Below are 24030 nucleotides of genomic sequence, written 5' to 3'. Positions count from 1 at the left end.
AGTCACTTATGCGCCAGCAAGGCCTTCCTTGCCGCCTTTTCCTGTTTCATGGCTGCGATTTCTCGTTCACAAGCTTCGACATCAAAGGAGTTGTCCCACTTGGCGATCGCGATGGTGCCGATGCCATTACCGATCAGGTTGGTCACCGCCCGCGCTTCGTTGAGGAACCGATCGATGCCCAGCAGCAGCACAAGGCCTACCAGCGGAATGGAATGGATAGTTGTGAGCGTTGCAGCCAGCGTTACAAACCCCGCACCCGCAACGCCAGCCGAGCCTTTGGAGGTCAGCAGGAATACGGCCAGCAGAATCATTTGATCCATGAATGTCAGCGGCGTGTTGGTCGCTTGGGCGATGAAGATGGCAGCCATTGTGAGGTAGATGCATGTGCCGTCCGCGTTGAAGGTGTAGCCCGTAGGCAGCACCATGCCGACCACCGATTTCTTGCAGCCAAGCTTCTCCAGTTTCACCATCATTCTCGGAAGCACGGCTTCGGTTGAGCAGGTACCTAGGGTGATGAGAATTTCATCTTTGAAGTAACGGAGGAACTGCATCAGCGGCATTCCGGACCATCTGGCGACGGCACCGAGCACGACCACAATGAATATCAGAGTGGTGATATACAGTGCGATCAGCAATTGGCCGAGTGACAGCAACGTGCCGATACCGTACTTGCCAATGGTGAATGCCATGCCGGCACCGGCGCCGATCGGAGCGAGGCGCATGACCATTGCGACGATTTTGAACAGGCCTTGAAGGAACAAGTCGATGGTATTGATCAGCGGCTTGCTGGTTTCACCCATCTGCACCAGAGCGACGCCCATCAAGACAGAAAGCAGGATCACCTGCAGCATTACGCCGTTGGAGAAAGCGCCGACGAAGGTATGCGGGATGATATTGAGGAAGAATTCGATCGTGCCGCCTTGTTCACTCGCGGCTTGGCTGTATTTGCTGATGGCACTGCCATCGAGGGCGTTGGCATTGATGTTCATGCCTTCGCCGGGTTTAACGATGTTGACCACAATGAGGCCGACGACCAAGGCAATGGTCGACAGTATCTCGAAGTAGATAAGCGCCTTAACGCCAATTCGGCCAACCTCTTTGATGCTGCCCATCTTGGCGATACCAACAACGACAGTACCGAAGATGATCGGTGCCAAGAGCATCTTGATCAGTTTGATGAAGCCATCGGCGAAAGGTTGGAGCTTGGCACCGATATCGGGTAAGAAGTAACCGATTGCCGCGCCGATCACAATGCCGATCAGCACTTGCACATACAGCTGGCCGTACCAGCGGGATTTGGAAATTTCCACGAAAGCACCTCATTTTATTTTTGTGATGGGCATGTGGCTTGGCGGTGCTGCGCGCCGCCTGGTACTGCGGCCTCTTCTACAGAGACCGCAACCGAGGATGATCAACCCTCGCCCAGCTCACGCATGACTGCGTACAAGGCGGATTTGGCTTCAAAGCCCACACCCGGGATGTCGGGCAGGCCGACGTAGCCGTTTTCAACCTTGATGCCGTCCGCGAAGCCGCCGAACGGCTGGAAAACATCCGGGTACGACTCGTTACCACCAAGGTGCAGGCCGGCGGCAATGTTGAGCGACATCTGGTGGCCACCGTGGGGTACAACGCGGCGGGAAGACCAGCCCATTTCTTCCATCACCTTGAGGGTGCGCATGTATTCGACAAGGCCGTAAGACAGCGCGCAGTCGAACTGCAGATAGTCACGATCAGGTCGCATACCGCCGTGGCGCAGCAGGTTGCGGGCGTCCTGATGAGAGAACAGGTTTTCGCCAGTGGCCATAGGCAGTTCATAGTGATTTGCCAGCTCAGCCTGCAGCGCGTAGTCGAGCGGATCACCGATCTCTTCGTACCAGAACAGGTTGTATTTCTTGATGGCTTCGGCGTAGGCGATACCGGTCTGCAGATCGAAGCGCCCATTGGCATCGACGGCCAGGCGGCGGCCGTCGCCAACCACTTCAAGCACGGCTTCGATACGGCGGATGTCCTCGTCCAGCGGGACCGCGCCGATCTTCATTTTCACGACGTCGTAGCCGCGGTCGAGATAGCTCTGCATCTCGGCTTTGAGCTTGGTTTGATCTTTGCCAGGGTAGTAATAGCCGCCGGCTGCGTACACCCAGACTTTATCGTCGGCGACGCCGTTGCGGTAACGATCAGCGAGCAAGCGGTACAGCGGTTTTCCTTCGATTTTTGCTACGGCATCCCAAACCGCCATGTCGATGGTGCCCACGGCGACAGAGCGCTCACCGTGACCTCCTGGTTTCTCGTTGGTCATCAGGGTTTTCCAGATGGCAAACGGGTCCAGGTTGTTGTTTTCGTGGTCGATGAGAGTCTCTGGGTCTGCTTCAGTGATACGTGCCAGGAAGCGGTCACGCATCAAAGCGCCTTGGCCATAGCGACCGTTGGAGTTGAAGCCATAGCCGATGACCGGCTTACCGTCGCGAATCACATCCGTGACAACAGCGACGACCGAGCAGGTCATCTTGGAAAAATCGATATAGGCATTGGCGATTGGCGAGGCAATGGAAACGGTTTTTTCACGGATGTCGACGATACGCATGACGGGTTCCTCTTGTTGTATGTGGCCCCACGTTATGCTTTGAGGTAGCGCTCGCCCAATGCTATTAATGCCGGACCCTATGCACAGGAGGCATGGCCCTTGGAACTTGTTTGGCTAGAAGATCTTTCAGCGCTGGCGGAGTACGGAAGCTTCGTGCGGGCGGCCGAAGCGCGACACGTAACCCAGCCGGCCTTCAGCCGCAGAGTCCGCTCTCTTGAGAACTGGATGGGAGTTGAGCTGTTCGTGCGCTCACCACATGGAGCCACGCTCACCGAGGCTGGCAGGCATATCTTGCCCAGTGCCCAGGAAGCGGCCCGATCCTTGTACCGGATACGCAGCGAAGCTCAAGAGGTCGCAGGGGTAGCAGCCAGGTCACTACAATTCGCAGCGACACACTCCCTCTCGTTTACATTCTTCCCGAAGTGGCTCCGGAGTTCCGAAAGCGGTGCGCCAATCGAGGCAGTTCAACTGCACTCAGATAGCATGGCCGTTTGTGAGCAAATGCTGATTCATGGCCAGGTTCAGTTTTTGCTATGCCACCGCCACCCCGACGTACCGCCGCTATTGGCACCCGAACAGTTCACCAGCAAGAAGATAGGCGAAGACACTCTCGTTCCGCTTGCCAGTGCCCGCGCTGACTTCGGTACTTCTCCTGCAGCATTGCCTTACCTCGCCTACACCCATGAATCCGGACTGGGCCGTATCGTCGCGCACAGACTGCGCGGCAAAGAAGATTACCTTCACCTCAAGCCCCTGTTCACCAGTCACCTTGCAGCGGTGTTGATGTCCATGGCCTTGGAAAGCAAGGGCGTGGCGTGGCTACCCAAGAGCCTTACGGAGCAGGAGATACTGGACGGGCGTTTGATCCGGGCGCTCGATGAAAGCTGGGACATTCCCCTGGAAATTCATCTGACCCGGCCAAAAGCAACCCTCAGTCAGTCTGCAGAAACATTCTGGGCCAGGGCGGGAGTTGATCAGTCGCCTGCAATGTAAGGCGACGCGGGATGGCGCTTGTCACGTACGACGAAAGAGTTTCATCAGCCTTAATTGGGAAGGCTGCGAGAAAACGCCAGTCTGAGGTAGGGGAGAAGCAGGGAGGCTTGTAAAACCGCCGGTAGAGGAAAAGCGAACGCTTCCCCCTCTACCGGCGGCAGTTTCAATTGTTCGACGACCGTTTTAATTCAACGAAATCAATTGAGGTTTCTGCCAATAAAGCTTGTATTTTCAGACGCTTACGGAGCGCGGGTTTCAGACTTCGCTGACACTGTTGCCAACCTGTTACAGCCTGTGGAATCTAGCATTCTGATCGAACGCCCATCCAATAAAGGCTGTATCTAACACTTATCCTATTGATTTAAATGATGTTTTCTTTCTGCTTCACGCCTTTTCCATGATCCATGCTTTTGCACATTTTATCTGCACGCCGCAAGCGCTCCGAACCTGCCGCTGCTCCCCATGTTCCGACGCTATTGAGTAGCTCAGTCGGAATGGGATCCCCTCAAGCCAAGCCCGTATAGAAAAAATGACTGGCCTCATCCCGAGCCAGATGCTCTTCCCTAGATCCTCAGCCGCCGCAGAGTGATGCAGCCGATTCCTGTACCTGCAATCAAAAAGCTGGAAGACATCGTCGCTGCAACCATTTTCCAGCTCATCTATGCCGCCCATGCTGAATTAGATGCCTTAAGCCATGCGGCACCGGACACGCCGGGACTGAAGGCATGACCATCTATCCACAGAAAAACAAACAGTTCTCGACAAAATTACTGTATGTAAATACAGTTGTTCGCACAGCTGTGCCATCTCGACGGGCACATCAGCGACCAAGGTAGATTTGCAGGAAAAGGTGAGATTTCTGTAATCTCATATTGATATTACCGAAGGGATGTCGACCTGTGATTACGCTAAAAACTGCCATCATTCACAGCTTCAAGAAGCTGGCCTACACCGAATATGTTTCAGAGGTGGTTAAAAAGGAATTCGTTCTAAACACAGAAAACCCGGCTCTCAAGCTTCTTGTCGAAGGCATTAATGGCCTGATTGGCAAGGAAGGCAATAGTGTTGTCTACGGCCAATTCGCCAACGATGGTCGTCAGGGTCCGTTTCCTGAGCGCTTCGCCGCCTTCATTGGTCAGCAAAATGATACGGACCAGTTTGTTTCGCTGACTCACCTTGCAATGGACCAGTTGGTCCACCAAGCGGGAGGCCGGACGTTGGCTACTGGCGGACACATTCTTTGCGCCCAATATACGTCCGGTGCATCCGACTTCTTCCTGGTCGCTAGCATAAAAGAACGTGGTGGTATTCAGCTGGATGAGAACTACGTTCCAAAGGAAATTCAAGAGGTAGACCTGAAGACGGTTCAGCAGGCGGCAAGGATAAATTTAGGGAGCTTCGTCACAGTCACTGCAGCGGCTGCAGAAGCTGCAGGAGCTGCAGAAGCTGCCGACAAGAATGCGGCGAAAGAGGAAGATGATGACGCTGAGGAAGTGGATTCGACATACCTTTGCTTTATCAGCCGAGGTAGAGACAGCCAAGCGTCTGATTATTTTATTTCCGCTCTAGGGTGTGCCAAGGGCGTCGCATCCGGCCGTGCCACCAAAAATGCCATTGACTACGTTGATCGTTTCTTTCGCGACAAGAAAGCGCTCAAGCCTTTCGCCTACAAAGCAAAGGAGGCAGTCGTAAAGTATCTTCAAGACCGACTGGTAGACGGCAAATCCGCACGTCTAGACGCCATTTGTCATGCAGCAACTCAGCACGTTCCGGCCGAGCTTGTGGATGAGATCGAAGGGCTGAAAAACTACCTCAATGATGAAAAGCACAGAGTTCCAGATGACTTTACGGTCAATCCCAAATCACTGAAAGCGAAGACACGAATCAAAGGTGACGCCGCCAGTTGGTCACTCCAGTTTGAACGAGGCGCGTTAGGCCAGGAGGCGACTGCTGATGTTTACTACGATGAGCCTCGTAAAAAACTGGTTTTGTCAAATCTTACGCAGGAGTTGATCGACGTGATTGAAAAAGAGCTACAGGCTAGGGCTGAGTAGCAGATGTTTAGCTATGTAGTAGCTCTATATCGCGCGATGGGATCACCTCTCATTCAGGGCGGTGTTGCTTCCTATGAAGGACCATCAACCCCTGAAATCATCGCTGCCTTGCAGAGCTGCCAGAACCTGCAGCCGGCATTCGGAAGAATCCAGCATCAGGATGAGCATGACGGTTTACTCGAAATAGAGCTTCGGCTCCCCTCGAATGAATTTGGTCGATTCTATACAAGTGTTTACGAGCTCGCACGAACTGGCTCCTTGGGTAAAGGACTGTTTCCGAAGAACATTTATGTCTCTGACTTGGCGTGGGCAGATTTTGATGATGACGAGCCAGAACCAATCAAGGCCCTCAAGCGCGTATGCAGACTGGTTGAACTTTTGGCAATGCTAGCTATAGGCGTGGACAAGGAAAGTAGTCCAGACGCTTATAACCTGTTCTTCGCCCTGCCCCCTGACGGTGCAAAACCGCCAAGGACTTTCTTGCTACCGACCCATGTCGACGATCAACTGCTGGGGCATGAGCTCAGGCATATGAGTCTGCTTGAGGAAATCTTAAACCGTAAAAACGAAAACAAAGCCCATCTTTCCGAACGCAAGCTAATGATCCGAATGGCGATTGCTAGCGTGATTGAAAAATTTGAAAGCGAGAAAAATCTTTTCCTGGTTGTAGTGAGAGAGTGGAATGAGATTCTCTCCACCTATCGTGCAAATCTGCAAACTTATGTCTATGGATTCTCGTTCGAGAAGGTCCGCCGCGAGCTGGCGCAGGCAGAAATCGACTATGGAACCAAGCTAAGCGGCGTCTTGGGTGATATCGCCGGAAAGATGCTAGCACTTCCAATTTCTCTCGCTGGCCTACTTCCGTTGAAGAACAGCTCCTCACCCTTCGAAGCTTTCGTTCTTGTGCTCGGCATGATTGTTGTTTCAGTGATCCTCCTCGCGATATTGCACAACCAGATACTGCAGACTAAGCGCTTACTGCACAGCTTTAACGTCGTCTTCGATGACTTCAAAGACAAAATAAAAACCTACCCGCCCAAGCTTCAAGGACTGCTTCGAATCACCATCCATCAAGTTGAAAAACAGGGACAGACGCTCGAAAACACTTTTCGGCTTCTGAAAGCTCTATCATGGCTTCCTGGCACCGGGGCAGTACTGGTTGCTCTGGTTAAATATTGGGATGTGTTTTGGACGGCTATCGTAACAGTCTTGTCCATTTCTGCCGCATCGAATATTGACCCAATTTTTCTTGCGCCTTAGTGGTAGTACCTATCAAAGCGGCGATACACAAGCCCCGCTGCACGCTAGCTAGGGGATGCAGGGAGTCATATCAGGGCAGAGCAGTGCGCCAATGTACGGCAGTCGACAACAAACGAATCGTCATAAGCGTTCAGGCTATGTTCGACGTACTTATAAGCTATTCTCAGATTCCCAAATGACTGAAACCGTTTCGGCAACCGCATGAGACGTATCCATCACGAAATGATGCCCTGAAACGCCCTTAGCTCTCGCAATCGTCACGAAATAACCTGAACAAATTCTTCGTTTAGTTCGGTGACAAAAACTGGTACACATCCATTCATGATGATGCTATCGATCACGGATTTTGCAGGATGACCATATTTTCGAAGGAACTTTGTACCAACAGCTATAGGACAAATTAGCTTTTGACCCTTCAATATCGAATCATCGAAGCACGGCGCTGCTCCGTGATGGGCTATTTGCAAAGTTCCGACCTGATGCCACACTTCCCTAAACACGCGAGGAATGTCGACCTGATTAAAATCAACATCTCCAGTATAAATACAGCCTGGCAGCTTGAATAAATATTCAAATTCGCAATCAAAGAAAAAATCAAGAACTCGAAGATCATCCTCACCTAGAAGGTAATTTTTCCAAACAGGATACTTCTGAGCAATCAAACCCGCATGAGATTTTAGCCATGGGATTTTGTGTAGATTAACACGACCTTGTAAGTTCTCCCTAAGTCTCAATCGTGACGTGCGACTCTCTGGTCCTGAGTACACAATCATGGAGTTGAGATTTATACCACCGGGTAGTCTGCTGTATACGTCCTTAATAAGCTTTCGCCCAACAATAGATTTATCAAGGGTATATTTAGGATCAGTCTTTATCCAATGAGTACTGATGCCTACCTTTCTAAGCTCTGCTTCAAGCAGTGTCAAATTAGTGGCAGACTCATAATTATACGGAATAAACACCCAATCATGACTGTGCGGGATAGCACCAATTGGAACACTAATCTTCACACCGCTACGTAAGCTCTTTGTTGGAGAAAGTGAGTCGAGTGATACTGCCGCTTCATCTCTAGGGTCATCACCATCTCCGTCTCGAGGACCTCCTGGGGCCACACTGAAAACTCTTGTGGTGCTACCGAAGAATTTCTCAGGCGAATTAATCAGCTTAAGCAAGTTGAATCCAGTTGCTCTGAATAAATTTGTCAGGCGAAACTTTTCATCTTTACTCAGCAACGGCATGACTACGTTCTTTATTCTCCCCACATGCGAGGATAAAACCTTTAACTTACAAACATGATCATAATCAAAGTGAGATATGAATAATATGTCGATTTCAACCCCGTTCAGAAGATTGGTTTTCACCACACTGTCTGCGCTGCTTCGATTATGGGCAACTCCACAGTCATAGACGACTACAAACTCCTTTCCGAGACCAATTTTATGATGCTCAGAAAAAAATCCACCTTGACCTATAGGGTGAAAGTGCCGCTTTATACTTACCATTTAATGCCTTCCCTAACGTGACTGCCAATCAAACACTAAGACTTCCAAATATCTCGACCGTATGACTTGTTGTTAGAGCTAACACTCGCCATCGACTATGTCACGGCATTCTCTAACCCCAACACCTCGGGCAGATCTCAGGATCTGTACTGCTCACCAGGGGGTTAGTTCTTTCCTGGCCTTCCTCACCCAATGAGGGGGCTCAAGACCCTAATCAATTCTCCCCTCCCAAGCGCTGGTAGCGGCGCTCAAACGCCTCCGAGCCTCCCTCCATAACTTGGCAAACCTCTTGCCGCATGTCCTGTTCCTGCAGGGAACCGGTCTGCTTCACGTGACACTGGTTGTTGAAATCCAGTACATGGATCAGCTCGGCATCTCCATTAACTACGATGTTGGGGTTATGGGTGACGATGATTAGCTGGCGGCGCTGCTTGTTAGATCGGATCTGCTGAACGACCAGTCCATAGATAAGGTGGTTATCCAGGTCATCCTCAGGCTGGTCGAGCACCAAAGGCTCACCTCCATGGGCTAGCAAAAAAGCTAGCATCGCAGCGGCGCGCTGACCCGCAGAAGCCTGACCGATGGACTGGAAGTCCCGACCATTGCCTTTGCGACTGTATTCCACCTGTAGACCATCCTCAGGGAACCAGCACAGCAGGTGGTCCATGTATTCAGGTCGTCTGTCGGTTTCACCTTTCAAGAATTTATTGAACCAGCCACCAAACTCAACCTTCCCGCGGCAGGCTTGGGATAGCCGTGCCCTCAACGTCTTCAGCGATTCTTCAAAGCTAGGTGTGTCCCCGAGCAGCTCGGCTGCCAACATGAGGTCCGCTATGAGCCCCTTTGGCGTCGAGCCCTCCTGCTCCTGATACAGGTCGTCCGCATATTTGCTTTCTCCTACACCCAGTGCTTCTCGCAATGATCGCTCGATCCCCTGCGTATCGCGGCTGTAGGGAACGAGCTCAATCCTTACGTAGAGGTTGTCATGTAGGGTGGCCTGCAGGAATTCGCTACGCCGATGACTGATTGCCCGGCGTGCCACCTGGATTTGCTCCAGCTGTAACATCGCCGTGTTACGCAGCTCAGCATGTTGCGACTTCAACGTGTTCAAGTTCCTCAGCTCGGTATCCAGCCGCTGAGCTTCTTGAACCAAGCGGCCGTACTCACTGGGATCGTTGACCCCCTGCTGCTGAAGACTCTCCTTTAGCTGATGGTAGGCTTCTCTAGCAGTTGCGATTCGGGTAAACCAAGGCGATGACTCAAGGTCCGTTTTCAGCGTTTGCCCAAGCAGTGCCAATTCGGCAGCGGATGCCTCGACGTCCTGTTTTACTTTGCCAATAACCGCGTTCAAGGCCTGAAGGGAGGCCAGCGCCGGACTGTCATCATTGGCATCAAATAGCCCTGCTTGCAGATCTTCAGGCTGCAACGTGGCGGCGACATTTTCCAGACCCTTAACAAGCTTGGCCGCCGCGTCAAACTGACGTTCAAGCTCTCGGTTCTGTTGGCTGGTGCGCTGGTAGTTTTTCAACACCACCGTGTGGTCCGAGCCTTCGAACCGTTCAAGTTTTCGCTTTATGTCTTGCAATGCGAGAGTTACGGATTGGAGCCCTGATAACTTCCCTTCCATCTCACGCATCCGTGCCCTGGAAGCCAGAAATGCGCTTTTTGCGTCTTCAAATGCATGTCTCTGCGATCGCGTGTCCGCAGCATCATCGATCACTTTCAGCAAAGCCTGCTGGCTGTCGCCGGCCAAGGCAGCAATCTGCCCCTGGCTAAAAAGTCTTACGGGAAAGCGCTGCTCGTTGATGACCTGGCTGTCGGAGGGCGTGAAATCAGTGGATAAGATATCCCACTCTTCCACCATGTTTTCGGTGTCTTCCTTTCGCCAAGTAAGGCGATAGGGGGAGCCATTACGAAGTACCTGCACACGTACCACTGTGTCATCGAGCAAACCGCCGTTGTCGTTCTTGGTCTTCGCGACAACGTTGAATTTGTTGAAGGTTTGCCCGGCCTCGGAAGCCTGCGACAGTTCATTTTCCCTCCGATAGGCCAATCGAAGGGCATGCACGATGGTTGATTTCCCGGTTCCTCGACCGCCGATCAGTGCATTGAAATACGGATTGAGGGGTAGAGAAGCACCCGTTTTTCCGCGTCCCATGTAACGTGCATTTTGAATTTCAATAGATTCGATAAAGTGATCGGGGGTAGTGAATGGTGCAAAACCATCGCTTTGGTCGCTACGGCGAACTGAAACCTCCTGTCCGTCCAGCAGCGCGAGGCGCAAACCTTCCATGTTGGGTTTAGCCATTTTGATCCAGGTGAAGCGCGAGCCTGGAACGGCCGAGCCTTTGAAACTGTGGCAATCGCTTCCAACCACACTGGCGAAGCGAAGCTTCAGTTCCTCATACACTATGGGAGGTGAGCTGCTTCCAGAAGTCCACTCTAGCGCCAAGATGCCCGGCTCTTGTAGCACTTGCTTGACAGTGTTCGTATCGAGCAAACATTTTCGGGTTCCCTGCTCAACCTGCAGCAACCCTTTGTCACCTTCAACATGAGCTGGGATCGCTAATCCGCCCTCGGTGATGACATGCTCGATCACCTTGGCAGCACCCTCACGTGTCACTCCATCACTGTCCCCACGTGTTCCCGAGTAATGCACTTTAGCCAGCAAATCACTGATGGTTTGGCTGGAGGCCGAAGGATCGAAGACAGCGAGCAAATGGAAGCCGCCCTGAACAGAAATCTCAACGCCAGGGAATAAATGGAGTTCACGAAAGCCTTCAGGTGGATTACCGGCATCTGCCTGACGTTTCATGTCTGAGTAGGCGGCCTTGAGCCCATCTACCCATTCACCGCTGTTGTGATCAGTGACTGCCACACAGTCGATTTCGGCGGCCATGTACTTGAGCAGCCATCTTTGTGGTGTGAGTTCATCGGCGGTGCCAATCGCGGCTTGCCAAGCGTTCGTATCCTTTGATGCCGGGGTGTGAGTGTGGAAATCGAACTTCCACCAACGGGCACCGGCGTATGGCCAAGCCTGAATCATAGTCACTCCTTGTAGGTCATCCTAACCGGCCTGTTATCCAATGGCGCTCAGGTCCATTTTTTTGGGTGGCACTGTGCCACCGATCGTATCGCTCAATTGCCCGATTCGGCTAGTGATCGAAGGCGGCCCCAAATGCTTTGTATGGCGAAATCAACGACTGAAGCGCTCTACGATAGCCGTTTTCAAACTGCATACGGTGCACTTGATTCGGCCTTTAATTGGGGCGAAGGGATGATTCTTTTGGCGCTGGAAACGAGCGATTCGGAGAATGACATTCAGAACGTAGGATCGTGTCCCGGGAAGTGGTGTAACTGAACCAGCCGAAGGCGCCCTGCGGGCGAAAGAGGATGGTCATCGTGGTTCTTGGCTAACGTTGAGTTTGCGAAGACCAAACACTCACCAGAGAAACCACGATGACCAAGCCCACTATCGCATTGACCGAGTTGGTTGAGAAAGGGGCAGACGCTGATCTGCTCAAGCAAATGATCCAGTTCGTTGCCCAGCGCATGATGGAGTTCGATGTCGAAGGCCTGTGCGGCGCGGGCTTCGATGTCAAAAGCCCAGACCGGACAAATAGCCGTAATGGCTACCGTGATCGCCTTTGGCAAACCCGCGCCGGCGACGTTGACCTGAAGATCCCGAAGCTGCGCCAAGGCAGCTACTTTCCTGGCTTCCTCGAACCCCGACGTACCGCCGAGAAGGCCATGGCGGCGGTGATCCAGGAAGCCTACATCCAAGGCGTTTCAACGCGTTCGGTGGACGAGCTGGTCAAGGCCATGGGCATGACCGGTATCTCCAAAAGCCAGGTTTCACGGCTAGCTGGTGAGATCGATGAGCGCGTTCACGCTTTCCTTGATCGCCCGCTTGAAGGCGACTGGCCCTATCTCTGGATCGATGCCACCTACGTCAAGGTGCGGGAGGCCGGGCGCATCGTCTCGGTCGCCGTAATAATCGCCGTGGCCGTGAACACCGACGGTGGCCGCGAAGTCCTGGGCATGCGGGTTGGGCCGTCAGAGGCTGAGCCGTTCTGGACAGACTTCCTGCGCAGCCTCATGCGACGTGGCTTGCGGGGCGTGAAGCTTGTCATCTCCGACGCCCACGAAGGGCTCAAGGCGGCTGTTTCCAAGGTATTCAACGCGACCTGGCAGCGCTGCCGTGTGCATTTCATGCGCAATGCCATGGCCCACGTCGGCAAAGGTCAGCGCACCATGGTAGCGGCGCTGCTGCGCACGGTCTTCGCCCAGGACAGCCGTGCCGAATGCCATCAGCAATGGCGGTTTGTCGCCGATCAACTGCGCGAAAAGTACCCGAAGATCGCGACGCTCATGGACGGCTGTGAGGATGAAGTGCTGGCTCACATGGCGTTTCCCAAGGCACACCGGCAGCAGTTACACAGCACCAACCCGCTTGAACGGCTCAACGCTGAAATCAAACGCCGCACCGATGTCGTGGGGATTTTCCCCAACGATCCGGCCATCACACGGCTGGTAGGCGCGATGCTGCTGGAGCAGAACGACGAGTGGTGCCTGCAAAGACGTTACATGCAGTTGGAGGCCTTCGAAGCGGTCAGCGATAATCCACAAGCCAAGCTGTCAGCTGTGATCAACTAAACGGCGAACTCAATGGCCAGAGCCATGATGAGTTACACCACTTCCTGGGACACGATCAGAACGTAGGGAAAAATGCTGGATTCCCCTCATCGGTTTGGACCGATCCGATTAGCTATCGAAGGGTTTAAAATTGGCGTTCTAGAGCGTTTCAGGCACACCGAAAGACCTTGAAAGTCAAGACTGTAAATACTCATTACAGAGCATCCGCTTTGTCATGGCGCTTACGAATCAGGCCATGTCACGTGTAATGAGAATCTTACGTATGCCTACCAAAGCAAAAAAATCAGCTGCAAAAACCGCTCTGCCGTTTTCGTCGCCATTGACCCGAATCCTATTTCTCGCATTGGTTGTGTTGCTCCGGTCGCCGGGGCCTCTGATTGCCGACCAAAGCACCGTTATTCACCAATCGTTCTACTATTTTGAATCGATGCACAACGCAGAACACGCGACGATGGATACGACTGAGGCTGCAACTGAGGCGCAGCGGCGCGATGCGGAAGGTCAGGATAAAATTTCAGCGGCGCGTTTGGAGGCGTTGCGTCAGGAAGCTGAATTCCTGAAATCAGGCGCAAGCGCGAATCACCTGGATAACACGTCGAGCACCAAGAAGCCTCGACACTGACCGATCACTAGCTGAAGGATGAAGCGAAGCGCCCGTCCCGAATGAGTTCGGGCGCTTCAGCATGTAGCTCAGTGAATCGCCACGGGTTTCGTGGACACCTTCAAGCCTCATAATGAGGCCAAAATTGAGGTGCCAAAGCCCTCAGCTTTAGTGGTGAGTGTCAGCTATCGACCCATAGCTGCCCTTCACGAAGGGCAGGAATCGGCCCAGGCTGTGTGAAAACGCAGTAAATACATCGAAAACTCAGAGTCGAGCTGACTGCCTGTGGAATCAGCACGCGAGAGCGCGAATAGCCTCACCCAGCGAAAAAGACGTTTGCAGCGCTATATGGGCCGCGTCAGCGGCCCATATAGCTGTTTGCGGGCCAGCAAACAGCGGGGTTTACGCCCTGATCGCCTCAAGTAACCCTGCGATGCCGAAGATGCTCATCATTCGTTTGAGGTTGTAGGCGAGCACGTGAAGGCTCATTTCGGTGCTTACCCTCGGCAGGGTTTTGGTCAGGAAGTGGGTACTTCCCATCCAGAATTTGAGCGTGCCAAAGGGATGCTCCACCGTCTGCCGGCGAACCTTCATCTTCCCCGGATCATGCTCCAATCGAATCTGCACTCCTTCGACTACGGCTTCATGCTCCCAGCGCTTTAATCGCCGCTCTTTACCGGTCGTACACTGCTTCTGCATCGAGCAGCTCTGGCATCCTGAAAACCAGTAGCAGTGCAGTAGCATGCCGTCTTCCACTGAGGAATGCCGGCGCGTCAGCAACTGACCCGCAGGGCATCGATATTCGTCCGAAGCAGCCATGTAGATGAAGTCCTGCTTGCCGAATCGGCCTTCCGCTTTGCTGCTCGATGTCAGTGGTTTAGGTACAAAGGTGGTGATGCCAGCTTGCTCGCAAGCAAGGATTTCCGGGCCTTTGTAATAGCCTCTATCAGCAACCACCGTCAGCGCCTCAACACCGATTTCTTCCCGTGCCTGGTTAGCCATATTGCTCAGTTGCCCGCGATCATTACCAACGTTGGTCACCTCATGGGCAATGATCAGATGGTGTTTGTCGTCGACTGCTGTTTGTACGTTGTACCCAACTGTGCCGGAGCCTCGGCCGCTTGTGGCCATTGAACGGGCATCTGGATCGGTAAGCGAGATTTGCTGATCGGGACTGGCTTGAAGCTGCGCCTCGATGTCCTTGAGTTTTTGCATCTGCTGTTTCAGTTTTTCGACTTTGTCTTTCAACCGCTCAGTCTTGGCCTCGGCCACTTCCGGCGCTGCCCGATCCGCTGAATCCATTGCCGCTAGATAGCGGTCGATGCTCTGCTCGATCTGCTGCATGCGCGCCTTCACTTTGCCTTGAGTGAAATTGCGGTTGCGGTTATTCACGGCTTTGAATTTGCTGCCGTCGATGGCGATGATCGATTGGGAGAAGAGATTGAGGTTGCGGCAAAGTACAACGAACTGCCGGCAGACACTGCGAATGGCTTTACCATTGTCTCGGCGAAAGTCGGCAATCGTTTTGAAGTCAGGCGCCAATCGGCCTGTCAGCCACATCAGCTCGACATTACGCTCGGCCTCACGCTCAAGCCGGCGGCTGGACTGAATTCGGTTGAGATAGCCGTAGATGTAGATTTTTAGCAGCACTGCTGGATGGTAAGCCGGACGACCCGTTGCCGCAGGATCGACACCCTCGAACCCGAGTGTTCCAAGGTCGAGTTCATCGACAAAAACGTCGACTACCCGAACTGGGTTTTCTTCGGTGATGTAGTCGTCCAGGCACTCCGGCAGCAACGTGACTTGCGTCCGAGACTCACCTTTAATGAATCGCTTCATGATCGTCCCCGCCGCGATCTCGACGATCAGAAGGTTAGACAATCGCAGGCGTTTTCACACAGCCTGGGCCAATAGCGGACATTCACAAGCGAACGCCATTGACCAACAGCAGTTACCTACAGGCGGCTGGCGACCTACCTCCGAAAGGATAGCTCGAACTCACACTAAGTTGTTTGCTCTTCCGCTGCACGAGCAAAAGGCTCTGCTGCTTCATCAATGCAGAGGGATTCGTCAAAAAGAATGGCAGCCAAAACAGATTCAAATTTTTCTACATGTCTGACTCCCCCTCCGCTTAAATAGGAAATCCATAACTTAATGAGTTGTTCGCAGATCTCTTCGCCGATATCAAGAGTTCCCGCCAGAGCGTCAACCGCTTGCTCTATGCTACAAACTTCATCATGAACGTGGGCTGCCAAGCTTGTAAAAGCAGTTCTTGCATTTTTTGACCGTTTGGCTTGAATTAATGCTCGAATTGCAAAGCGAGATGCGAGCACTTCCGCCTTATCCAGCTTGCACACTCTTATCACCGCTTCGCCCTGGTGACTCAATCGCTTATATGTCCAATTTTCCGTGCGGCTAATATGATCGCTGTAACGATGTGAATAGGGATAAAACCATAGGATAGATCCAGGGGGGGGATAGTCATCATTATCATAGGCCAGAGAACGATCAAGAAGTGGGTCATGGCTCTTCTTGAATGCATTACATATTTTGCAAGTCACAATTAGATTGAGCGGCTCGAATGTAAACTGGGGATATCCAAATGTGTGTTGACGATGTTTGTCATCATTGCTTCTCCCCTTGTCCACAGTGCAGTCTTTTGTGGTGGACTTAGGGAGGATATGATCTAGCTCACGGTGACCCACCTCGTCAAGGTCGATTACACCTTGGCAGTAAGCACATCGATAATTCTGCAAGTCGAGTAATCTTTTTCGATATGCAATTACTTCGTCTTTAGCTGACCACGCTTTTCCTTTGTGACTGCGGACTGCTTCAAGCAGTGCATCATCATTCTCCGAGAAGTCGATAATTTCAAACATCCATATTCTCCTGAGACAGCCTAGTTTCAAGATCTTTTATAATGCTTAGTAGCACGTTTCTCAGTGGATCCGTGACCGGTAATGTTTGCAAATCTCGAGATAATTCGTTTTTGAACAACGTGTATTCGTCTACGGTGACCGGTTCACCACTCCTGAGTAACCCTAACGCAATATCCGCAGTTTTTGTAAAAGCTGGAGCTCGCGAAGACGGCACTTGGAATACTTCTTCGTAAACGTCAGACGCTCGCCACCCGAAGGTATTATTGACGGTTTTTGACCTTATGATTTGGCGTCCACTCTCATCAACACCGTGACTCACCAGTGCTTCTACTCGGCCCCACTCAGGGTCTACCCCTGATGCGATCAGAGGGGAGTGTGTGACGATGACGGCCTGCGCACCTTTAAACTCTCGCAGAATTTTATTTAGTGTTGGTACATAGGTCTGCTGCCAGATCGGATGCAGACTGTTCTCAGGTTCATCGACGAGAATCAGGCTTCCTTGCGTTATCTCTGCACATAGACCGGCAAAACCCGCGATCCAGCTCCATTGCCCTGAGCTTAGATCTTCTCCGTTGAGTTCCAAGTCAATTGAATAATCACGATCAGTATCATCTTGGATTTTGTAAAATGTGGTGCTACTAATTAGTAAAGCACCTGCTCGTATATATACCTCAAGCTCATCGCTTCCAATCAGGCACCCCTGAGGAAGTTGACTCTCTAGCTGAATCTGACCATCCTCAAAGACAAATACAGGAGGCTCATCAAAACTAAAAATCTTAACCAGCTCAAAAAAGCCGTAATAGGGAAGATTCATAATTCGCCCGAGCGCTGCCTCTAGCCTGCCACCGAGACTGTGAACATAACTCGAATCCAAAAAAGGGCGAAGGGAGGATTTATAAATACGTTCCATTGCTCGCTCGGGAAGGCCAGAGTTGAGGGCCGGTTCCTTTGCGTTAAATCTTCGCCCATGCATTGCCAATTCTCTTTCCAAACGCAGCATTATTCTTATTTTAGGCCTGAAACCAACCTCGCTAAAAATAGTGCTAAACAGGTGGGCTCGCCCAGCCAGTTTGTCAGCGTTTAAAAACAAAGCGGTCATCAATGCTCTTTCGCTGGGTGCCGTTCCCGCCATCCCATTTGATGCCCTAGGCCCTAGGTATAAAAATTCCTTACGAAAAACCTGCCTCGCTTTGGAGATAGATATGCCTAGTGAATAACTCCGCATCCGTGGAAATCTATCCAGCGGAGTTCCAGATATGCAAGTAATTGAGTCGGGAAAATATCCATCACCCCAGCTCGTTCCTTTGCTTTCAAAGCTTACTGCTTTCGCCCCGACTTTATTAGTCTCACCTGTCGCCGCATCAAGTATTTGCCTCAATATGAAGCTTTTCCTACTTCCGTTCTGTCCAATTAGAACGGAAGTCCAAGTATCAAAAGTAGCGATTTCACCTTCGTAAAGCTTTACTTTAGCATCTAAATTATTTGTGGATATTTCAAAAGAGCGCAGCATTTTTATCTTCCCTGTCTGGTGATGGTTTCTTTGATTCCAAAAATCAACAATTTCGCGAACAATTAATTTTTTCTAAAATACCCCTAGTTCATGACGTCAGCTTCTATTTGATAGCTACACTATTTACATTTATGAATCAGAGCACTACCGGGGGTGACTATTACTTTATTCGACGCAACAACGTCTTCGTACAGCATGCAACATTTTCCTCCCATTTGGATGGTGGAGCTCCGCAGACCGTATTTGCTCTTTCCACCGTCGTCATGAAGCGATGATTACTGAATTTTCCGTGATTTTCTAGAGAGAACGAACATCAGTTTGGTGTTTTGAGTCTATTGAAAATGGGCCTATGCTGTTGGCTGACCGCTAATTCTACGCAAGGCATCTATTGACAAAATGCAGGCGGCTACGATCGTACGCTCTGGTTCGATAACAACCGCTGATGAACGACAGCTTAGGGTCGAAAGCAGCCGGTCACGACAGACCACTTTCGACCCATTGCGGACGGTCGCGATGGGCTGCTTTCGGCCAAAAGCAGACCGCCCGATACGTCTAGAAAGCCAGCGGTGATTCACTTCCCTGCAAGATTGGGCCAGACTCTGCTTGTGACGTTGGAGATTTCCATTCGTCCACAAGGACAGGAAACGGTCCAGCCAACACATAAATAAATCCATTCCTCGCCAGTGCCAACCATGTCAATTACTCTCGATCTTGAATACACACCTCTCCATATTTTTAGTAAAAACCTAGTAAAAATAAAATATATTCAACACATCCAAAAGGATTTAAAAGATAGCGACGCTAAGAAGCTCGAGCTAAAAATACATTTCCTAAATCAATCATATGTATTCCAGTTGATCGCTTTTTGGCAAGTGTTTATCGAAGATCTTGCGAGGTATGGCTTTCGGCAAATCGAAAAATCTGAAGGTGGCCGCATATTAAAAACCATCGCAAAAAACAAACTCGACGAATCGCTAAATAAATTCAATACGCCGAATACGAAAAACATAGACGCTCTTTTCAAAGACGCCCTAGGTATAAGTAAAATTTCAGATCACTGGCAATCGCAAGAATTCACAAGAAATGAAGCAACCACAACGCTAAGCAAGCTTTTGGAAGCAAGACATAAAATCGCTCATGAAGGCACGGCATCAATCCCACTTTCCTATAAAAACAATTTCGAAAAAATGGAAACCCTAATGAAAATTGCCGAACTTACCGAGCATGCAGTTCTTGAAGAATTGAAAATAGCTCTCGGGCACGAAAACTAATTGGGAATCCCCAAGACTTTCGTAGGTGCATTTGAATGATCGCAACTGACTGATTGTTGCCTGACGCGAAGAGCCGCTATCGACCCAAAGCTGCCAGCGAGCTCAAAGGCGATCTTTGTGGGAGCGGGCTTGCCCCGCGAACACGGGCATAGCCCGTGCCAGGCAACTCCTTCTAATGGGCTGGCCTCTTCGCGGGACAAGCCCGCTCCCACAGAATCACTGCCAACCTCACCGGCAACTAAGGGTCGAAAGCGGGCAATTGCTGGCCGTGTAAACCACTTTTTTAACCTGTAAATCACCTAGGTTTACAGGTTAAAAAAGTGGTTTACACGCTACATCTTCCAGGCACTTTTTCAGCTGGGTTTTTTAGGCTTACCCGACTTCATTTCCTCCACATACTTCGCGAACGCCACCTGAGTTTCTCCAGGAGTGGCCTTGGGTAAAGGCTTTCGCCGCGGGGGTTTGGCGTGGGGGCTCTGGCTTGCTGATTCGATGTGCTTTATCGCTTTGCGCTCCTGCTCAGTCATGGAGGAGTCGATTGCCAGTGCAGTGACGCGTTCGTCTCGCTCCTGCCGGGCGAACTGCACAATGTTGGATGTGCGAGCAGCCGGCGCTTCTAGAGGACAATAGAGGTCCTTTCGTTTCGTCCCTCTAGGGCCTTCCACCGCTATCCGATACAACTCCTCTACATCTCTCCTGCTGCTTGAGTATTCCGTAGACCGGTAGGCCTGGCTTAGATCACTCAGCACGATGTGGCTTCTGCGGGCCTTGCGACACTCAATGTACGCAAGGCTCAGCAGGTGCACGGCCAATCGCTTCAGTCCGAAGGTCAAGCGGTAGAGCTCCGCAGCGAACTCTCCCTCATTGGCTCGTATCTGACCGCTGCTTACCCTGACGCACTCAGCGACGTATGCCTTCCAGTCAGGGCCGGCCGGATCGTCCGGCTGCATGACTCTGGGCTGGGTCAACAATCGCTGAGTATCCTCCTGATTTCGTCCCATGAGCTTATGTAGAAGGCTGTAATTGGCTAGGTAAATCATCGGCAGGCCTATCCGAGCCAGGGTCAGGAGTATATCGGTCACCACGGCAGTGGCCTGGCCTTTGACGATATGCTGAGTCTCATCCAGCAGCAGAAGTGATACGCCATGCCTGTGGACGATGCACCGGCATAAGTTCAACAGCTGGGATGCGTTCGTTTTCTGTTCAGTAGGACCGAAATTAAGCAAAAAATCAGCGAGCAGTTGTCTTCCGCGGGCTTTGTCGCGAGCGCTTGCGTACCAATAGGAGACCAGCGGTACTTTGTCCTGAAAATGGGTGCTTTCGAACTCTGCATTCGACGGAAGCAAACGCATCAGCGCCGCAATGGTCTGGGATTTTCCTACCCCGGCCAGGCCACTCAAGCAGATGGGCGCGACCTCCACATCCGGCGGGTTGTAGATTTTCGCCTGGTAGTCGCGCTCACACGTAAACACGCTTCGGCTGAACAGATCCGCTCGCCCAACCATTTCCTGGATGAAGGTCAGCGAAAACTGATTGGGCAGATAGATCTGTTTCAGCCTGTCCAATATCACCTCTCCCGCGATCATTGGATTCAATTGGCTGAGGTCGCCCAGGGGTTCAGGTTGAAGGGTCACACGCTTGCGGATTTGCTCGATCTCGAAGCATCCGTCAAACCGTGATTCGATCGCGGCATTCATTGCGATTTCCCTCTGAAACGAGCAACGTCTGCACTGTCACGCTTGGCAGCTGCATTCTTGGGCGCCCCACCAGGCTTCCGTACACCCCCACCCCACGTTTCGCCGGTGGCTTGCTCGAAACGATTTCGGTAGAACCATTGTGTCGCCGGAATTTCCTCTTCCAGATCGGCCTCGCTGTCGCGCCGCATTTGACCAAGCTCGCACAATTCTCGAAGGGTCAAATCGATCGTTACCTCTGTCGTCTTCACAGAGCGCATCACATCTAACTCATAAAGAACACCTTCAACCTCGATCCAGATGTGCCTCACACACATTGTCAGCACGTAGGCAGTGGTCTGAATCACACCGTGCCTAGCGGCGCGATCAAACACCCCGGTTGCAATCAAAGCTTCCGATCGGTATTTCCGTTTGTGCAGGTAAACGGCATCCCGGGTGATGCTGACCGGCGTGGGGGTCAAAAATGTTCTGACTGCGGTATCGAACTCCATGGAAATGGACGAGTTACGTCCTCGGGCATCCCAGTAATCCCAGATGCCTTGTGGTGTTGGCCTTACGCCCGCCAAGACCATGTCGTCATTAAGTCGACTTGTGGCATCCGATGAAGCGTTATCCATAACGACCCTCCAGAGCTCCCTGCGCGCCAGCGAAATGAAATTCTTATCGCTGAGGAAATGGCTTGGCTGGGCTGTCGGATGTTTATCCCGTGGATGAGAGGATTCAACCGTGGCTTTGGATTGGCCTGAGAAGGTAGGCGTCAGTTCGAACGCTCCAAGCCAGTTTATCTCTGGTAAGCAGTCGAAGGTCGCTCCTGGGCCTCTGTCAAAGATGATGTCACCCGAAAGCCCCTCACAAGCCCATTCTTCAGGATCCAAGACAAATCCGAAAAGCTCGAAGAATTTGACTTTGTTGATTGCCATGCAAAAAAGCGCCATCCGATAAGCTTCCATGGTTTCTCCAGCTTCGGAAAAACCGATTGCCGTGACTGCCCCAGAAAGTTCGCATGTGCCGCGTATAACGCAATAACCCTTCTGTGCAGTTCCTTCAATTAACCCCGCTGGGTTTTCAGAGATGTAATAGCCATCAAATTCAACGACTTGATTAACATTGGTCAACAGTTCGGAAAACTCACCTTCGGACCCAGAAAGTTTTCTACTATCATGGCGTCCCTTGAGCGCCAATGACAGTTCACGCTGGGGAACTCGTTTTTTTATCGCGTACCAAAACTGCCGACCAGTGGGGAAGGGTTTACCCTCAGGATGAATAAATTTATGCCCTTGTCCTTTTTTTGGGACAGATATACAGCCGAAAAACTTTGTAAGCACGTCGCTGCAAATCTGATTTTGAGTATTATGCTTGGATTTCTCACTAAGGAAGCCCTCAAGTATTTTGTCTCGCATTGTGCGGTCGGCATGAAATCCCCACTTTTTGCCTTTACGCGAAGGCCTTCCCAGCTTCTGCTTGGCGGCATGATCCTCACGGTTCCACCGGCCGGCTGCGTGTAACGGCGGCAACAGGGCCCATTTGTTTCTCCCGAACACAATGTAGGTTAAGAACCAAAGCCGCAGCCGGGTAGGGTTTTGCGGTGGTGATTGATCTTTCGCATGTGCGGCAATCTCTCGGGAAGGTTTGTCAGCAGACAGTATTTTGTTGGCACGATCGACTAGACCGGCGATTGCTAAGTACCTGCGATTGACTTTCTGGTCGTAACTCTCTTTAGCTGATTTCCGAAGTTCTTCAAGATGCTGAATCGACACGCCTTGGATATTCGCGAGCCAGGGAGGATACTTATCCGGAGCTTCTTCGATCAACAGGCCATTCTCAAGCGCCTCCTCAAACTCGATTCGACCGAAGGTAATCAGCTGTGCTTTCAGACTATTCTTAGCCTTACTGAAGAAGACCAGCCGAACCCGATTGTTGACTCCATCACTGAGCAAGAAATGATACACCTCACCTTTTTGCAGTGACTTATAGCCTTCGGGCGCAACAATGCGCGACCCCATCATCATGAGGAATACTCCTCAAAGAGCGAGCCATACACCGCCAAAACATCGGGCCCGTCTTTCTGAAGTGGCTGATCAATCAAAATCGGATCGAGTAGGCTCACCGGAAGGTGGCGGTACCAGATGTCCTGGTAGATCTGACAGATAAACTGATCACGTGCGCCCCAATGATCTGCATATTGGATAGCAATCAGCGCCGGTGGCACGCCTTCATCGACAGCTTCTTTCACCGCGCAGCTAAAATCCTCCAGCAAGCTGGGTTCTAGCCTCAGGGGAAGACCATGCATGGGGAACAGTAGCCCCAGGTTCTGAACGAGCGTGGGTTCGAGCAGGTCAAGGGATACCTGAACGGTTCTGATGCCGGCACTGCCGTAATAGGCTTCCTCAAGCGTTGCTCGAAGCTTAGCTTTCGTTCTGTCCTTCTTCTGCTGCGTCGGAGTTTTGGACTGGCCGCTCCTGCGTTCGCCAAAGGCATCTTTCCTATCCTTGACCGTCCAATTCAGTGCATAAGGTCCATTTTTTCCATGCAGGTAGAGCAATATGTCTCCCTGGTAGGGAAAAGCCATCCTCTCTCGTTGCCCATCGGAACCTTGTATTACGATCTCGAAGTGCTGGAAGCCAATCTCTTGCGCAATGTCGATTGTTCCCCGTACTGGGTGAGGGAAAACGCCATGCATCAGAGGATGCCCAAAAAGCGGATGCGAGCTGTTGATTGGCCAAAGCATCTTCTGCTCATGCAAATCAAACAGATCAGGATGATAGAGAGCCAACTGAGTGAATACGCGCTCTGGACGGGAGAGTGTATGGATAGTGCGGCCCAGCAAGCGACTGTTTAGCCGACTGGGTCTGGAGGTCTTCGGTGCCTCACCTGGAACCGCCATGATAGAGGGGGCGTATTGGTCCCCCCATTTGAACCCGGCTTGGCGTTCCATTATCAGTGCGAAGCGTTGTTGCGGAGTCATCTAAATTGTCCATTGCCACCGGTTTTGCCGATGGCTGGGGATAACAGGCAAGCCATCGGCCAAA

Annotated in this window: 17 protein-coding genes; 7 read left to right on the top strand and 10 right to left on the bottom strand. The window is 51.6% G+C overall.

The window, feature by feature from the left end:
• Positions 1–2 precede the first annotated feature (2 nt).
• Both dctA and IWW33_RS11585 read right to left on the bottom strand, forming a co-directional pair.
• A complete protein-coding gene (dctA, locus tag IWW33_RS11590; protein ID WP_115273201.1) occupies positions 3–1310 on the bottom strand; it encodes a C4-dicarboxylate transporter DctA in 1308 nt (435 codons plus the stop codon).
• A 101-nt stretch (positions 1311–1411) separates the two neighbouring features.
• Positions 1412–2581: a mandelate racemase/muconate lactonizing enzyme family protein gene (locus IWW33_RS11585; protein ID WP_089230364.1), complete on the bottom strand. Its 1170-nt coding sequence runs from the start codon at positions 2579–2581 to the stop codon at positions 1412–1414.
• A 99-nt stretch (positions 2582–2680) separates the two neighbouring features.
• On the opposite strand from IWW33_RS11585, the gene IWW33_RS11580 reads away from it, so the two are divergent.
• From IWW33_RS11580 to IWW33_RS11565, 4 genes are all read left to right on the top strand, one after another.
• Positions 2681–3574: a LysR substrate-binding domain-containing protein gene (locus tag IWW33_RS11580; RefSeq protein WP_174142378.1), complete on the top strand. Its 894-nt coding sequence runs from the start codon at positions 2681–2683 to the stop codon at positions 3572–3574.
• Positions 3575–4162: 588 nt separating this feature from the next.
• Positions 4163–4303 (top strand): hypothetical protein, encoded by a 141-nt coding sequence (locus IWW33_RS11575; protein WP_174142377.1) that lies wholly within the window; start codon positions 4163–4165, stop codon positions 4301–4303.
• A gap of 170 nt (positions 4304–4473) precedes the next feature.
• On the top strand, positions 4474–5628 hold the full coding sequence (locus IWW33_RS11570; RefSeq protein WP_174142376.1) for a nucleoid-associated protein: 1155 nt from the start codon (positions 4474–4476) through the stop codon (positions 5626–5628).
• A gap of 3 nt (positions 5629–5631) precedes the next feature.
• Positions 5632–6888 (top strand): hypothetical protein, encoded by a 1257-nt coding sequence (locus tag IWW33_RS11565; protein WP_174142375.1) that lies wholly within the window; start codon positions 5632–5634, stop codon positions 6886–6888.
• A gap of 257 nt (positions 6889–7145) precedes the next feature.
• On the opposite strand, the gene IWW33_RS11560 is transcribed toward IWW33_RS11565, so the two are convergent.
• Together IWW33_RS11560 and IWW33_RS11555 are read right to left on the bottom strand one after the other, a co-directional pair.
• Positions 7146–8390 (bottom strand): hypothetical protein, encoded by a 1245-nt coding sequence (locus tag IWW33_RS11560; RefSeq protein WP_174142374.1) that lies wholly within the window; start codon positions 8388–8390, stop codon positions 7146–7148.
• Between the two features lie 214 nt (positions 8391–8604).
• Positions 8605–11436: a TrlF family AAA-like ATPase gene (locus tag IWW33_RS11555; RefSeq protein WP_174142373.1), complete on the bottom strand. Its 2832-nt coding sequence runs from the start codon at positions 11434–11436 to the stop codon at positions 8605–8607.
• Between the two features lie 413 nt (positions 11437–11849).
• Here IWW33_RS11555 and IWW33_RS11550 point away from each other — a divergent pair, with 413 nt between their 5' ends.
• Together IWW33_RS11550 and IWW33_RS11545 are read left to right on the top strand one after the other, a co-directional pair.
• Positions 11850–13046: an IS256 family transposase gene (locus IWW33_RS11550; RefSeq protein ID WP_174141603.1), complete on the top strand. Its 1197-nt coding sequence runs from the start codon at positions 11850–11852 to the stop codon at positions 13044–13046.
• A gap of 262 nt (positions 13047–13308) precedes the next feature.
• Positions 13309–13668, top strand: a complete 360-nt coding sequence (locus IWW33_RS11545) for a hypothetical protein (protein WP_174142372.1) — start codon at positions 13309–13311, stop codon at positions 13666–13668.
• A gap of 381 nt (positions 13669–14049) precedes the next feature.
• Here the strand turns inward: IWW33_RS11545 and IWW33_RS11540 are convergent, their stop codons facing one another.
• The 3 genes from IWW33_RS11540 to IWW33_RS11530 all read right to left on the bottom strand — a co-directional run bounded on the left by IWW33_RS11540 (position 14050) and on the right by IWW33_RS11530 (position 18036).
• Positions 14050–15486, bottom strand: coding sequence for an IS1182 family transposase (locus IWW33_RS11540; RefSeq protein ID WP_196914281.1), 1437 nt, complete (start codon positions 15484–15486; stop codon positions 14050–14052).
• Between the two features lie 164 nt (positions 15487–15650).
• Entirely contained in the window at positions 15651–16526 is an 876-nt protein-coding gene (locus IWW33_RS11535) for an HNH endonuclease domain-containing protein (RefSeq protein ID WP_174142650.1), read from the bottom strand.
• Positions 16519–18036 carry an AAA family ATPase gene (locus IWW33_RS11530; protein ID WP_174142649.1) on the bottom strand — a complete coding sequence of 506 codons (1518 nt, stop codon included), beginning with the start codon at positions 18034–18036 and terminating at the stop codon, positions 16519–16521. The genes IWW33_RS11535 and IWW33_RS11530 overlap by 8 nt, the downstream gene beginning before the upstream one ends.
• 692 nt (positions 18037–18728) lie before the next feature.
• On the opposite strand from IWW33_RS11530, the gene IWW33_RS11525 reads away from it, so the two are divergent.
• Positions 18729–19307, top strand: coding sequence for a HEPN domain-containing protein (locus IWW33_RS11525; RefSeq protein WP_174141106.1), 579 nt, complete (start codon positions 18729–18731; stop codon positions 19305–19307).
• A 353-nt stretch (positions 19308–19660) separates the two neighbouring features.
• On the opposite strand, the gene IWW33_RS11520 is transcribed toward IWW33_RS11525, so the two are convergent.
• Genes IWW33_RS11520 through IWW33_RS11510 form a run of 3 tightly spaced genes read right to left on the bottom strand, consistent with a single transcriptional unit; the run spans position 19661 to position 23966 of the window.
• Positions 19661–21004, bottom strand: a complete 1344-nt coding sequence (locus tag IWW33_RS11520) for an ATP-binding protein (protein WP_174141105.1) — start codon at positions 21002–21004, stop codon at positions 19661–19663.
• Positions 21001–23010 (bottom strand): transposase, encoded by a 2010-nt coding sequence (locus tag IWW33_RS26630; RefSeq protein ID WP_231386155.1) that lies wholly within the window; start codon positions 23008–23010, stop codon positions 21001–21003. Before IWW33_RS26630 ends, IWW33_RS11520 begins: the two co-directional genes overlap by 4 nt.
• On the bottom strand, positions 23007–23966 hold the full coding sequence (locus tag IWW33_RS11510) for a hypothetical protein (RefSeq protein ID WP_231386154.1): 960 nt from the start codon (positions 23964–23966) through the stop codon (positions 23007–23009). Before IWW33_RS11510 ends, IWW33_RS26630 begins: the two co-directional genes overlap by 4 nt.
• Between the last annotated feature and the right edge of the window lie 64 nt (positions 23967–24030).

The organism is Pseudomonas sp. M2, assembly GCF_015751845.1.
Lineage (GTDB): Bacteria > Pseudomonadota > Gammaproteobacteria > Pseudomonadales > Pseudomonadaceae > Aquipseudomonas > Aquipseudomonas putida_E.
Note: the sequence above shows the minus strand (reverse complement) of the source record. Positions and strands in the feature narration are given on the sequence as shown.